Below are 14,395 nucleotides of genomic sequence, written 5' to 3' on the forward strand. Positions count from 1 at the left end.
AGCGCAAGGTGAAGCGATACCTTGGATGCTAAAGTATCTCAGTAAGAGGAAGTAATATGGGCTTCTTAGACTACTTCCGCAGGAAAATGGCACTGAGGTCGGGCGAAGCGCCGCCCCTGCCCCGTCAGCGTGAAGAAAGGCCTGACGAAGTTCAAGTGTTTGTGGTCGACGAAAGCTACGACCGCATTGGTGAATACGTGAATTGGGACGACTACTCTGACGAATGGGCAGCAACAGAAGCAGCCAGCAAAATCTTCCTCAAACGCATCAAAGCCGAATTCGGCGTCGAATTCGAAGAAGCGAACATAGGTCCCGGCGCGGACTTGCCCGCCTTTGTAACGGTCATAGCGTCAAATATTATCCCGCTCATTCCTTGGCTGATGGCTATCTTCTTTTCCGGCAAGCCAATCGTTGACAACATCGAAGCTTGGCGAACCATACTCAGTAGAATCCGACCCTTCTTAAGTCGAACGGTTTTTTTGAACCGGAACGGCGCAGCCGTGTTGGCCATGGAAGCAGTTTTCGAAGACATGGGCGGCATCCCAAAGCGGGTAACTCTTCATGGATACAAGCCAGACTACCGATACAACGACGCCGACTTGAATGCCCCTACAGAAATTGAAGACCCGATGCCGGCGCTGAACCTGAGCATGGTAAAGCACGTTTTCCACATTGAAGCTGACGGCGTTTCATTCGTCGTCGCCGTCGATGGAAGTAGAGTGACGGCGAAGCGAATCTGATCCCGAACATGTTGAAGTTTTGGCGGCTAAGCAAAGGACAGGTTCAGGGCATTCGTCTCCATCCCGAAATGGCCAATCCAATTGGATCAGGGCGATCACTCGTAATAATCGAGATGCAATCCTACGGGAAAAGCCCAAATCTTCCCTGACCTTCCAAACCTGAAAAGTGCTCAACCCGGTCACCCAGTTCGACATCTGATGGCGGATCAGTGTTCTCGACTATGATCACCTGCTGGCCCGGCTTGATCTGAAGAAGGTACCTGTAGAAGTTTCCATTGAGGTTAGTTCCAGAAAGATCGTCCTCGGCGCTCTCTGGCTCCTTGTAAGACAGTAGAGGCGAGTCGAGGATCACAAAACCCGGATGCGGCTTTTCCTTTGAAGCACAGTATTCAAGAAGTGAAATTGAGAACGCCGCCTGTGTAATCGCCCGCAGCCCTTTTCCCCGAGACGTACGTGGCTTACCAGAGATAACCAAGTCTTTGACTTGCAAATCAAAGTGAACACGATCACCTCCGGGGAATTCCCAGCTCTGAAGTATTTTTTCAACCAGTCGAGAGAAAGGCGCGACCATTGTATCGGTCAAGTTTGACGTGGATGAAGTTGATTGCTTGGACCCCGCGTTTGCCTGCTCAAGACCGGTCTTACGGTCTAGCAGGTCATTTAATGAGTCGAATAGCCCCAATGCTTCGCGGACGCTCGCTCCCTTATCGGCAAGTTCCTTGTACGACGCCCGCTGCTTTCGGAGGTTTGGGGTTATCACCTCTTGGAGTTCCGTTTCCCTCTCTTGAAGGCTCGCTTCGATCTTTGGAAGGGCGTTTTCAAGCCTTCCTTGCTCGCGCGAGAGCGATGTTATGGTCTCATCTAACTCCTTAGCGCGCCGTTGGATTTTATTGATTTCAGAAGCCGCCGCCGCAGTCACACGGTCGACGTCATCGGAGCAGGCTTCAGCATTGTGGTGCTCGGAAGAAGCACCGCAGACAGGACACACATCGGCGTCAATCGTTACTATGATACTCCCGGCTTCCTGAATGCTCATCAAGCGTTCTATGTCCGATTGGTAGTGCGCCGTGAGTAGTCTAAACCTATCCAACAGTGTGGAAACTTCAGCATGCCGGTTCCGGTTGGCCTCGCGACGCTTCATGATGCCTCGACGCTCAGACGCAACTCTGCGGTAGTGTCCTTCGGTTACAGCAAGCAGATCGGAGCGCGCCTCCATTGCCGACGTCAGGCGTTCCTCCTGCCCCTCCAGATCGTTCTTTGTTCCCGACACATCTTTAATTCGCCGCTCTGTGTCTTTGATGAGTTGGCCCAAGAGCTCAATTTGCGCCTCTCGCTTTTGTTCCTCGGGTGACTTTTGAGAAATAGCGACCAAAGCCGAGTCATCGACGCCAGTTAGTAGTAGCCTAAAGACCGAAGTGTTCGCGGTATCTGCCGTGTAGTTTCCATCGGAAAGAGGCGACCGTTTTTGAATGATCTCCTCCTCGTTGACGATGCACAGCCGGGCCAAATTGCGGAAGCTTAGATTCTGTGTTTCGTCTTTTTGGTTCTTTTTGATTTTCTTGCCGGACAGGCCGATCAATTCCAAGAGGAATACTGACAGGTTTTCCGTATCATTCGCGTTGTGGATATCACCCAAGGGTCGCCCAGTGACGTTCGGCAAAGTGTCGGAAAAATCTCCTTCAAATGCCTCAAATCCGCCGCCTGCCACACTACGACTAATCGTAAAGTCCTGCTCACCGCTTGAGATAGACATAAGGATTCGGTCATACCCTGCAGATTCCTCGAAGTCAGTCAGAGGGCCTTTGCCACCAAACATGAAATCTATGGTCTCGACAATGAACGACTTACCGGTGTCAGAAGCCCCATAGATGACGTTCAATCCAGCTTGAAAGCGAACTATCGCTGGTTGTTTACTTGGGCCATGGAAGGCCACGCCGTTTATACGAATACCTTGGAAACTCATTCGATACCCGTAACCTCATCCTGAAATTCAGCAACCCAGTCATCTAGCAAATCAGTCATCAATTCATCGAACTGAGTCTCGCTAAATTCTCTAAAATACTCTGCTATCCATTTAGCGCGCTTCAGCAACTGTTGCGCGTAGGGTGTTGTAAGCGCCTCCACGAAGAAAGAAGAGTACTCACCAGCACGGAAATAGATTCCTCGAGTAGTAACGGTCCGCTCTACCAGTTCTCTAGACATCATGAGGTCCAGAGCGCTGTAAACCGCTTTGCGCCGAACCTGCGTGACAGGCGTTGTTATTGGCGCGGAAGGGTGCAGGTCGTCAGGACCATCAAGCAGACTTGTCCGGACAATCAGGTAGTCTAATGCCGTAAGTCGCTGAATATCGAGTTCCATCGGGAAACTAGAATGCAATGTCATAACGGCGCGCATACCGGTCTCAAGCGGTCCGTTAAAAGGCGACTTACAGAGACTGTCTACTTTTTCCACGTCAGCCTCCCATCGTTCGCTAGCTGATGACATACGCCTTTGCGGTCGGCGATGCGGGCAGCCTTGTTAAGAGGATTAGCATCAAGCGCCAATGTCTGCGCAAGATCGGTGACTGCTTGAACGCATGCGTAGCCGTCGTCATGCGTCCTTGCGTGCATATCTGCTATCCCATAATGGATATCGTCCTGCAGAGATTCAAAGGTACCCGGCTCGGTCTTGTCGCGGACGAAAACCCGCAGAGCTTCGGCGTGGAAGAACGCCTCGCGCGATCGTTTTAGGTGGTCACTAAGCGGCTTCCACCTAACCAAATCACTGACAGTCATCTCAGCCTGACCAGTATGCTCAGCGTAAGCATCCAGTAGCCGGTCAACATAGTCCTTCTCATTTTCCCCGATATGCTCTGGTGGTGCCTCTGGCCTCGGTCTGGGCGGAAGACCGCCGCCAAACCGCCTTTGGTGATAACCGGTAGCCTTATGCTGTTCGATGATTTTTCGAACAGCCGGGGCGCTGAAGATGCGGAAGTCAAAAGATTCGACGTAGGATTTGAACTCGCCTTCGAGAGCGATCACTTCCCGGTCTGTCACTCTCTTTGAGATCGACTTGTCCCAGTTATCGATGACTTTGGCTCGCAGACTGGTCGCATTTCCTAGTAATAAGTCAAGCGTGGGTGTAGTGCCCTTTGGAGCTATAAAGTAACACGCTTCTGGGGCTTTGTAGTCGCCGCAAAAGGAATACCAGAGGACCTTACCAATCTCTTTTGCAATATCGGAAAAGCCCAAAGGTCGGGAATAATGCTTGCATTGGTAGTTGTCCCACTTTCCAAGGAAGCGATCGGCGTCTTTATGTCCTGCTACGTCAACGCCTTTATCTCCCGAACCGGTCGGTCGAACAACGTCGATGTACTGATCTTTCAGCGAATGCACCCATTCATCAACAAAGGTCTCCCATTCATCCGGATCATAGGTAAAGATCAGTTTCAGTGGATCGATCTTTGGGCCATCTTCAAAACCGGACGCAGTCAGGTCTGTATCAAACGGCAAATCCTTGATCGCGCACTCGAAGTCGTCCATTTAAACCAATATCAATAACTGATGATGCAATTATCTTCCACCATATCAAGCACACCGGAATGATCAATCCACAATTTCTGGTTGTTTTCGCTACCTGGGGTCGCACTTTAAGCTTTATAGCCATAACCAATTTCCCCAACTAAATGCAGTAATAGGTCGAACGAGAATTTGCGGCACATTTTTTCGAGAGAGCATCTAACTACTCCGCAGGCCCAGTCGCCCCCATACCCCCCAAGGAAGGAGACCACCGCTGCACTTCCGCTGCACATGCGCTGCAGTTTTTGCTGAATTGCCGGGGTCAGGTCGGCGCATCACACTCTCACAGGCTTGCACTTTGTTGACGAGTGTGAAAGGGTCAAGTCACTGACAACACGAGACATCTTTGAAATACGGTATTGGTGGCGTCGGTGGACTATAGCACTTTGTTGCACGTGCGGATTGGGATAGAGCGCTTCGTTTACACCGAAGATGTCGGGAGTTCGAGTCTCTCATCACCCACCATTCTTCCCACACTATGTATCAAGGCCTTGCGCGAAAAGCACCTACTGCTGTGCTGAGCATGAAACTGTGTCGGATGCGCCTCCGCTGCACTTAAACGGAAAAGATGTCTCCAACACAGGAGATATAGGCCATGGCAACAATCGTAAAACGGCCTAGCGGAAAGTGGCAAGCGACGGTTCGGAAAGACGGGCAATCTCGATCTAAGTCCTTTCTAAAGCGTGCTGATGCGGCGAAGTGGGCGCGAGAGACGGAGTTGAGCGCCGACAGAGGATTGCTGACGCATAGCTTCCTGCTGTAGATAATCAGCTTCACACTAACAATGAGATCAACTTCGTGACTGACCCAAAAATATCTGACCCGCCTCGAAGGCCGACAAGTTTGACCTCCGGCATACAAGAAGAACAGACAGCGCTAGAGAGACAAAGAAAGTGGCACCTTTTTCTGTTCCTAGGCGGTTTAACGGGTGTAATAGCTGGTGGGTTTCTAGCGCTTTTTGCAGATCAGATTTCATTCGCTTTCGAGGGCGGTTTCAGGACATTCGAGGAGTTTAAAAGGAACTTTCCAGAGTACATACTTAGGTGGCGGATTTTTGGCGTTGTCGTTGTAGTAGTGTGTTTAAACCTGATAATTCTCGCCCTCCTTCAGGGCTTTCGAATTTCAGCAGGGAATCAAAGGGGTCAAAGCGAAGATAGTCAAGTCGTGGCGCGTGCTCTTGGGACGCTTATTTCTGAGTTGGACGAAACGCTTAAGGCAAAACAATTGGACGAAGCACTCTCTGAAAAAGAGCGCCGAGAAATTGTGTCAGCTCTTGCGGATAACTTTCGAGACGAGTTGGGTCCAAAAATCTCAAACTTCATCGAACAAAATTATCAGACCCAGATAGAAGAGCAATTGTTCTACAAAAAATCTGAAACATTTTTTTCAAGCTTGAAAAGCAGGCTTGAGGCTTTCGCAAATGACCTCAGGAATGAATCGTCGGTAAACCTGTTCTATGGTTTGACAGCTGCAGCGCTTGGACTGATCACTCTAATCGTCCTAATCATTTATTCGCCTCAACCCACCGATGACCAACCGCTGAGTTGGCAGACATTGACTTCTTACTACGTACCTCGAATGGCAATATTTTTAACTTTTGAAGGCTTCAGCTTGTTCTTCCTGAAGATTTATCGAAAGAACCTGAACGAGAGACGGTATGTGAGCAATGAAATTACCAATGTTGAGATTCAGCGAATTGCATTTGCAATTTCACAAAGTGGGAGCGCGGTGGAACAACGCCAGTTCATTGTTCAGGCATTGCTGAACTCTGATAGAAATGCGAGCGAAGCCAGTTTGTGTAAAGACCAAGCCAGAGACGACACAACCCTTTCGCTTTTGTCTGGAATCGCAGAAAAAGCGATCGAAAAAATCCCTTCCACTGGATCGAAGCCCTAGGGCTAAGAAGAAGGTTTTTTTAACCATACCTTCAAACCAATCACGCCTTCACATCGTGCCGCTAGTTTGAAGCGCTGCAACGCTGCTTCAAGCGCAAACCAAAACTGGGACACCCTACGTCCCTAAGCCTCGCCAGTGCGGGTTGGCATCTATCTTTCTTGAGCTAAATCCCAAGAATTTAACGCGAATAGAACCCATCGCGAAGTTCTTGCCTTAGACGCAAACGCTCGGGGTATTCTTTGAGAAATAGCTCGGGCGGTTTGCCTTCCCAAACTTGCGCATAGACCCGCATCTTGTTGCCACCATAAATCTTTGCAAGGTCTTCGTTGGAATAGCCACGCGCCCAAAGTTCATCGGTAATCGCCGCAAGGATTTTAGCTAGTTCACCGTTACCGGTAGCCCCTTTGTTGAACGCGTCGATCATGTAGCCGCCATCATTGTACATGCTCGCGTTTGCGGTTGCGAACTGCACAACAAGCTCGGTCGAGAACATGTCGTCCGTTGCGATCCCGACATGGTCAACACCTACAAGTTGGACATAATAGTCGATCATATCAGCGGCCTGCTTGGGCGAGATATCCTCGGGCCATACGCCATCCATCATCCATTCAGTGAACGTCGGAGATATGTATCCTCCCGACTTGGCTGCGCGCAGCGCCTCTTCGTCAGGAATGGCCCGATAACACCCTTTTGGCGTTGCATTGGGTTCGTTTGCGTAAAGACCAGCGGGGACTGAGTGTGTGTAAACATATGGCACACTGGAGTAATTTTCATCCATGTAGTCCATGGCGTCATTGGCCGTTTTGGAACCCGTGTGGCTTAGGTCTAGCAGGATGCCGAAACGCACCATTTCATCTATGACCGACTTCCCCCAAGGGGTCAGACCAATATCGCGCCCATTGTAGGCTGCCAACTGCCCGGAACCAGTGCGGAAAACGTCATTGTAAGCCAGGATCATACTTTTGATCCCCATATCTTTTAACAATGCCATCTTCTTAAGATCGCCGTTCAGGATTGTCGCGGTTTGGCTGTTCCAGATGACCGCTGTTTTGCCTTGGATATGGGCCGCTTCGATGTCGCGGGTTTCATTCACGATGAGATAGTTTTCTGGCTGCTGGGCCATGGCAGCCCGGAAATGGTAGTGCTGGTCAAGCAAGGTTTCGAAAGACATGTCTGCTGCGGCCAAGGTCATCTCATGACCAGTAACCCCATTGTCCCGAGCGCGCTCAAAGTAGGTATGAAGCTGGTCGTAATCGGTCCAGCCAGTGCCGTAAGGGCTGGCCAACATGCCGAGGACGATGGTGTCTTTGACGAACTGCTTCGCCTCTTCCGACGCTTCCCACGTCTTGCTTTCCTCGCTGGCGTGTAGTGCACCGCCGAATGTGATGACTATAGCGCCTACTGCTAACAGGGTCTTCATGATGGAACCTCTCAAACTATTTTGCCACTAGCCGCCACTTTCGAACTGCCTCAGAAAACGATCCGGGTTCTTAGGCCGAACAGCGTAATGCTGTCCTGACTGGGGTTCTGCAGCGGATCAGAAATAAACTGCAGTGACGGCGTTATTTGCAATCCGGGTGAGATTGAAAAACGGTAGAACGCTTCCAGAGTGAACTGATCGCCATCTATGCCTCTTGCCTCGGCCCAGTTCAGGCCCAGCCCGGCCAAATCGGTATTGCGCCCGTAGTAACCGAGACCGGCAGAAACGGACCGATCATAGAGTGCTGCTGTCCCTTTTGAGGCCCCTGCCCGGAAGAACGGCATCCATTTATTGCCAACAAACCATGCCGCCGAAAACGCAGCGCCGTAGTCTTCTGGACGGCTACCATCGTCAGCCGCATCCGCATGCCAAAGGGTCAGATGGATATTGTCGAAGTAGATGCGATCAAAGCCGGAGGTGTAACCAAGTTCAAGTGATTTGAAGAGATTGCCATCGCTGAACACATCAAAGTTTGGATCAGACGGGTCGGCGTTTGCGTCCGAGACGCTCGCAACAGCATAAACGTTTTCGTTAAGTTTTACGCCACCAGCAATGCCAAGACCTTGATTGGGCGTGTTAATTGTCGGATTGGTATTAAAAGACAGGTTTTGGAAACCGCTGTAGGGGCTTACCAACCCATAGATATCCACAAAGTCCGTTACATCAATCTGCCCGACTTGCAGCGTCCACGAGCCGTTCGCGGCTTTTTGGGTCCAAAACAGGTTGGTCAGCAGCAAACCATTATCGTTGAAGGCTGTCCCTGTGATCGAAAGGGCTCCACCATCCAGACCAAGAAACTGCGGGGCAACATCTGTATAGCCGTGCCGGTCTTCGATCTTGAATGTCAGGGAACCGCGTTCAGTTGCCTGCCAACTACCGTAAAGGCGCGCAATTCCGCTGGCCGCTTCGCTGGCACCCAGATCAGCATTCGTAGTTTGGCCCAATGCCAAGTAATCAATGTTGAAACGAAACCCACCTTCAGCCAGCCGGTCTTTCCACTGAAACCAACCCGGTGCGATGTTGCGTGGAAAATCCGAACGATACTGCGGATCGGTCAGCCCATCTCCGGGGTCGAGGTCAGCTTCGACCGAAGATGGCCCAGATAGTCCCTGAGCCGACGCTGCGCCAGCAATGGAAATACTCAATACGGCAACCAGAAGTCTTATCATTCAGACGCCTTTGCCCCGCCGGTCTTGCGATTGCCTGCCGCCCGGATGCGATCAGCAGCATGCTGCTTCCACTCCAGTTTGTCAGCCTCCGTTTCCAGCGTCTCGACACTCATTGTCTCCAATTGGAAGGTAGCGCTCATCGGCACAAGGCCGTCCACAACCATCATACTCTGAACCGAGGGTTCGATCGTAAGCGTGCCTGTTACCCGAACGGGTTCATGGTAATAGCTGGGCGTCCAGTCGCCATTCAACCGCACACGGATCATTTGGTTGGGCGGAGGCGGAGGCATGTGACTGCACATCCCGCGTTTTGGCACTAAATACGCCACAGACCGACCATCCGAATCACTCGGAGCAGGAATCGCATATCCCGCCAAAGTGATTGTCTGACCGTCGAATTGCGGATTTCCATTTGTTCCCGCCTTTCTTCGCCGTTCCTTCACAATCTCTCGCTGATCGAGAAGCCAGTCGACATCAATACCATCTGCCGCCAAGGCGTCCTCTGTTTCGGTCAGACGTTCCTGCCATTTTTTCCTTTCATCTGCGCCGCCAGTGTCTTGCTGCAACCTTCCGCGCAAACGCACGACATACAGAACATCATCGAACTGTTCAGGGCTGAGGTCGCGATAGGGGTCTTCAAAGACTTGCGAAGAAGGGTCCGGCAGTTCCGCCCAGTCAACTGCCGTTCCCGGCGCTGCCATGGCGGGATGGCCGCACCAGATCAACCCGGCGAATACGGCGAAGCGAAACCAATAACGCATTAAGGCTCTCCGGCTGCTTTTTTGTTCATTCCAGTGTGTTCTTGTATATTACACCGTCCTTCATGATCAGGCGGATTGTATCTGGGCTTTCAGGCCTCGGTTCGGCACCGAACCACTGATCACCTGTGCCGATAACCGAGAAGTCTTCTAGTGGGTTACCGTCGATCAGCAGGATGTCCGCATAGGCCCCTTCCTCGATCACACCCAGTTTGCCTTCGGGATAGGGGTTCATGAACGGCCCGGACAAAGCAGCGATTTCACCGCCAGTAGATGTCATTGCGACCAAAGAGGCGTGGGAGCCAAAGAACTCATTATTGAGATGTTTTTCATAGGCAATTTGAATATTGCAAGCTGCAACAGAACCTACGCAGTCCGTGTGAAACCCTCTTTTAGCTGGGCACTCATTCATGTTTTTTATGTAGTCGCCGAAAGCCTGCGTAGCGGACTGTGCCTTCCGTAAGCTGGCTGGGACATCTCGAATGGCAGGAATATCGAAGAGATTTGGATCAAATGCCGTGAGATTGGTTGTGATGTAGGCTCCTTTCTCTTCCATCAGCGCCGATATTTCACAATCAAACATGAACCCGTGTTCAATTGATCGCACACCAGCATTCAGTGCCGCCATGATCGTTTCCTTGCGGTAGGAATGGGCCATGACGTAGCTTTCGTATTCGTTGGCAACCTGCACGGCCGCTTCTAACTCTGCCGTCGATCCAGCCAACAACTGCCACGGGTCAAACACTGAAACTACACCGCCTGATTGCATGTACTTCAGTTGTGTTGCTCCCATCCGGAAGTTGTTGCGAGCAAACTTGTACATTTCGGAGACACTGTCGACTTCTTGGGCCATATTCAGACGGCTGAAATTTGAAGACTGGCCAACAGGTGCTGTAAAGTTGGCGAAATCAGCATGACCACCACGCGTACTTAGGAAGGCAGCCGCGGGATAGAAACGCGGCCCGGCAATGGTACCGGAGTCTATTGCGCGCCGAAGACCTCCATTAGCGCCGCCTGCATCTCTTACGGTGGTAAAACCTTGCATGAAGTACATCTCAGCCATTTGAGTGCCGTGAATGGCAAGATCTTCCCAAGTGCTGTTGGCTTCCATTGCCGGCAATGTGGGCCCGGGCAGCATCAGATGTGCATGATTTTCAATGAAGCCTGGGGTCAGCGTCCGCCCTTCTCCGTCGATGACCGTAGCATTGGGGGCATCGATCGCATCGGTTGATACGGACTTAATCAGGTTGCCCTCGACCAATACGCTGGCATTCTCGATACGCTGTTCATTCACGCCATCGAAGATGTGCACGTTGGTAAACAACGTTTGGGGTTCTTCTTGATCCTGAGCCTGCGCGGACGCTGAAAAAGCAAGACCTGCAGCGACAATTACCGTCGAGCAAAGCGACATTCGTAGACCGGACATAAGTACTCCCTTCATATTCATGTTTTGCCAACTGTAGTCCGGAAAACTTTTCCTCGGTTGCCACTTTTGAATTGGCATGTTCGAATGTGTTCGTAAAAATGGCCACTGAATAAAACTACTATTCATCACAAGGGTGACGAGCTTGCCTTTCAACTCCACCTCTCAAGAGCATAGCGAGGGCTTTATTCGCCTCTCCTTAGCCGCTCCGTTTTTGCAATATCTCACGGAACGCAAGATCAATCCGCAACCAGCATTAGATCAGGTCGGCTTGAAAGCCGAACTGTTGTCTGACCCATCCGTCTTCGTTCACTCGGAGTTGGTCTACGGTTTGGTGAATGCCTTTTCAGAAGTGTCAGGGGATCGATACCTAGGACTGAATGTAGGGGAGACGTTCGACCTACAAGGATGGCCGCCGTTCGCTCAAGCCTTGCGATCTACAGAAACGCTATTCGAGTTTTTTACTCGCTTTGTTGGGCTCGTACCGCAGGAATCCAATTCTGTGCGGCACAGCCTCGTCATTGAAGCAGACAAAGCGACTTATCGTATCGAGAGGCAACAGGAACCAACTGTCCCACCCATTCAGGTGACCGGTTTTGGTGCCGCAATCTATGTACGCCTATTGCAGACCGTCGTCGGAGAGTCCTGGGATTCTTCGCGGGTGCGATGGGAAAGCAGATACATCAATGGTCTGCCTATCGACTACAAAGGGATCGAGGTTGGCCTTGGGACTGATTCCGGAATGCAAATTAGTTTTCCTGTGGAATGGTTGTTTCTGCACCATGTCTCTGAGGGCTCTGCCAAGCCCATGGCATCGCCTCGACAAGATGAAGAAGTAACCGTGGTGGCAGCTTTGCGATCTGTCTTACACGACAAACTGGATGAAACCGATTTGGGACCAGAGATGGTGGCTGGAATGCTGGGGCTACAACCGGAACGGTTTCTGAAGGCGCTTCAGCAACAAGGCACAACGTTACCCCGCGAAATCAAACGGTTGCGTGTCGATGTCGCCAAAGAGCACCTCAAAGAAGGCCAGATGACAATTGCGGAGATTGGTCTGATGCTCGGCTATTCCGACAAGTCCCATTTCACTCGCTTTTTTCGAGGTCAAACCGGAATGACACCGACCAATTTCCGCCTCGGCGTATAGTTACGTTGCGAATACTTGGACTGCTTTTTCACTACATAACAAGCGCAAGCCGACAAGAATTTGCAACACACTTTTTGGTGCCCCTATCTAAGGATAACAGAGGGACAATTGCCCCCATAGCCCTGCGGCGGTGCATGCCGCGCTGCGCCTCCGCTGCACCAACTCTTTATTTTAGTTCGATCAGCGACAAACCTGATCTCAACAAGTTGTCATATGATCTTGATGTGCCCAGAAGACCGTGTGACCATCAAGCCACTGACAACACGAGACATCTCTCGAAGATAGCGCTGGTTGCGACAGTGAAAAACAGCACCATGTTGCACGTGCGGAATAGGGTAACCGCTGAGAAGTGGACGATGAGAAAGACAACGTTCCAACGGAATATATTGAGGACAGCACCATGAAAAAGATCATAACGTTCGCACTTGTCGCTGCTCTTCCCAGCGGCGTACTGGCGCATTCCAAGGTCGAAGAAACAACCCCTGCCGACGGAGCCACAATGTGTCCGTCCGGTGAATGCGACCAGTTAATGTTGAGCGGTTTCTTGGACGTAACACCACGGCATGAGTTCATCGAGGCGGTTGATTTTGTGGTCTGCGATGCGCTCCAGGACCCAGTTCAGCCAGGCTTGCGGGTCGACACTGTTGAGTTTGGCAGTTTCGATCAGGGTGAAGGCGATGGCCATGGCTTTGCCGCCGCCCTCTGATCCGGCAAACATCCAGTTCTTGCGTCCGATGGCGACGGGTTTGACGGCGCGTTCTGCCGTGTTGTTGTCCAGTTCCAGGCAACCCTGATCCAGATACGCTCTGGCTTTGGGCAAACGGCCCAATGCATGACGGATGGCCTTCGCCAGCGGTGACTTGCCAGAGATGCGGGGCAACTGATCTTGCAGCCAATGCTCCAGATCATTGAATACGGGTTTGGCCTTGGCTTGCCGCAAAGCGACGCGGTCTTGTGGCGGCTTGCCCCGTGCCTCTTTTTCTACGGCATAGAGCTTTGCGATCCGGCAGATGGCTTCCTCGGCAATTGCTGAGCCCTGAGCGGTATAGACATCGACGAATTTGCGCCGGACATGCGCCATGCAGGCCATCTCGCGGGCTTTGTTCTCTCCGAACAGCTCATTGAAGCCGGAATAACCGTCGGCATGGATCCAGCCCGTGTATCCTGACAGTTGGTTTGTGGGGTGTTCGCCCTTCCGGTCGACGGTGAACTGATACCAGGCACAGGGTGGTGATTGGCCAGACCAGGGCCGTTCATCCCGGACATAGGTCCAGACCCGCGCGGTTTTGGTCTTCGTCTGGCCGGGGGCCTGCATTTTGACGGGTGTATCATCGGCAAAAACAGCCTCGCCCTTCCGCACCATGTGCCCAATGGCATCTGCCAGCGGCTCCAGAAGAGCAGTGGACCGGCCCACCCAGTCGGTCAGGGTCGAGCGCTCCAGATCAACCCGATCACGGGCATAAATCTGGGATTGCCGATAGAGTGGCAGGTGGTCCGCATACTTTGAGACCAGCACATGAGCCAACAAACCCGGCCCCGGTCGCCCGCGTTCAATCGGGCGCGTGGGCAGCGGGGATTGCGCAAACGCCTCACAGTCCGCACAGGCTTTGCGGGGCCGGACGATACGGTTCACGACAAACCGGCCCGGAACATATTCCAGTTCCTCGGTCACATCTTCGCCCAGCGTCTTCAGCGACCCGCCACAATGGGTGCATTCTTCCCCTGGTGACAGGACCTGTTCCTGCCGGTCCAGATGGTCGGGCAAGGGTTTGCGGCTGTGTTGCCGAGGCGGCTTGTCTTCTTGAACATCGGGCATGGGATCGGTCTGTGCCTTGGCCGACGCTGCAATCTGCTCGTCTTCCTCGAACGTCAGATTGAGCTGATCCAGGCTCTCCGATTTTGAGCCGAACCGGTGCCTGTTATGACCCGCCAACTGATGCTGGAGTTTCTCTATCAGCAAGGCCTGGGACTTGACCTCGGCCGCCAGCAGCGCATTAGCCCGGCGCAGCTCAGAAGGGTCATCGGACCCGATATCGAGGTCATTCAGCATCGCCGATCCTATACCGGATCAGCGGAGTCAGGTGAATCCCGAAAGAGATCAAACACCTGTGTTTATGGACCTATCCCGTGCTCAGAGGCCGCCAGGTCTTTTGTGGCATCCGCCAGTCGATCCCCTCCAGCAACATCGACAACTGCGCAGGCGTCACGCTGATCTTGCCATC

At 52.1% G+C, this 14,395-nt stretch carries 11 protein-coding genes and 1 pseudogene; 3 read left to right on the top strand and 9 right to left on the bottom strand.

Annotation, left to right across the window (positions count from 1 at the left end; genetic code table 11):
* Positions 1–56: 56 nt before the first annotated feature.
* Positions 57–740 (top strand): hypothetical protein, encoded by a 684-nt coding sequence (locus AC2FJC_RS21655; protein ID WP_496741576.1) that lies wholly within the window; start codon positions 57–59, stop codon positions 738–740.
* A gap of 121 nt (positions 741–861) precedes the next feature.
* Here AC2FJC_RS21655 and AC2FJC_RS21660 read toward each other — a convergent pair whose 3' ends face one another.
* The 3 genes from AC2FJC_RS21660 to AC2FJC_RS21670 are packed head-to-tail and all read right to left on the bottom strand — an operon-like array spanning position 862 to position 4,261.
* Entirely contained in the window at positions 862–2,703 is a 1,842-nt protein-coding gene (locus AC2FJC_RS21660) for an AAA family ATPase (protein ID WP_496741578.1), read from the bottom strand.
* The gene (locus AC2FJC_RS21665; protein WP_496741579.1) at positions 2,700–3,191 is read right to left on the bottom strand and encodes an ABC-three component system middle component 2; all 492 of its coding nucleotides are present in this window, start codon (positions 3,189–3,191) and stop codon (positions 2,700–2,702) included. The genes AC2FJC_RS21660 and AC2FJC_RS21665 overlap by 4 nt, the downstream gene beginning before the upstream one ends.
* On the bottom strand, positions 3,179–4,261 hold the full coding sequence (locus tag AC2FJC_RS21670) for an ABC-three component system protein (RefSeq protein WP_496741581.1): 1,083 nt from the start codon (positions 4,259–4,261) through the stop codon (positions 3,179–3,181). The genes AC2FJC_RS21665 and AC2FJC_RS21670 overlap by 13 nt, the downstream gene beginning before the upstream one ends.
* A gap of 834 nt (positions 4,262–5,095) precedes the next feature.
* On the opposite strand from AC2FJC_RS21670, the gene AC2FJC_RS21675 reads away from it, so the two are divergent.
* Positions 5,096–6,193 carry a hypothetical protein gene (locus tag AC2FJC_RS21675; protein ID WP_496741583.1) on the top strand — a complete coding sequence of 366 codons (1,098 nt, stop codon included), beginning with the start codon at positions 5,096–5,098 and terminating at the stop codon, positions 6,191–6,193.
* Positions 6,194–6,371: 178 nt separating this feature from the next.
* Here AC2FJC_RS21675 and AC2FJC_RS21680 read toward each other — a convergent pair whose 3' ends face one another.
* The 4 genes from AC2FJC_RS21680 to AC2FJC_RS21695 are packed head-to-tail and all read right to left on the bottom strand — an operon-like array spanning position 6,372 to position 11,179.
* Positions 6,372–7,613 (bottom strand): dipeptidase, encoded by a 1,242-nt coding sequence (locus tag AC2FJC_RS21680; RefSeq protein ID WP_496741585.1) that lies wholly within the window; start codon positions 7,611–7,613, stop codon positions 6,372–6,374.
* A 50-nt stretch (positions 7,614–7,663) separates the two neighbouring features.
* On the bottom strand, positions 7,664–8,842 hold the full coding sequence (locus AC2FJC_RS21685; RefSeq protein ID WP_496741587.1) for a carbohydrate porin: 1,179 nt from the start codon (positions 8,840–8,842) through the stop codon (positions 7,664–7,666).
* A complete protein-coding gene (locus AC2FJC_RS21690) occupies positions 8,839–9,603 on the bottom strand; it encodes a DUF3299 domain-containing protein (protein WP_496741589.1) in 765 nt (254 codons plus the stop codon). Before AC2FJC_RS21690 ends, AC2FJC_RS21685 begins: the two co-directional genes overlap by 4 nt.
* A gap of 25 nt (positions 9,604–9,628) precedes the next feature.
* On the bottom strand, positions 9,629–11,179 hold the full coding sequence (locus AC2FJC_RS21695) for a metal-dependent hydrolase family protein (RefSeq protein ID WP_496741591.1): 1,551 nt from the start codon (positions 11,177–11,179) through the stop codon (positions 9,629–9,631).
* On the opposite strand from AC2FJC_RS21695, the gene AC2FJC_RS21700 reads away from it, so the two are divergent.
* Positions 11,169–12,173 carry an AraC family transcriptional regulator gene (locus AC2FJC_RS21700; RefSeq protein ID WP_496741593.1) on the top strand — a complete coding sequence of 335 codons (1,005 nt, stop codon included), beginning with the start codon at positions 11,169–11,171 and terminating at the stop codon, positions 12,171–12,173. The two genes, AC2FJC_RS21695 and AC2FJC_RS21700, sit on opposite strands and share 11 nt — an antisense overlap.
* A gap of 526 nt (positions 12,174–12,699) precedes the next feature.
* On the opposite strand, the gene tnpC is transcribed toward AC2FJC_RS21700, so the two are convergent.
* Positions 12,700–14,223 (bottom strand): IS66 family transposase, encoded by a 1,524-nt coding sequence (gene tnpC / locus AC2FJC_RS21705; RefSeq protein WP_496741594.1) that lies wholly within the window; start codon positions 14,221–14,223, stop codon positions 12,700–12,702.
* A 70-nt stretch (positions 14,224–14,293) separates the two neighbouring features.
* Positions 14,294–14,395 (bottom strand): annotated as a pseudogene (locus tag AC2FJC_RS21710) (IS66 family insertion sequence element accessory protein TnpB); the annotation flags it as partial.

It is taken from the genome of Ruegeria sp. CDSB117 (genome assembly GCF_059611005.1).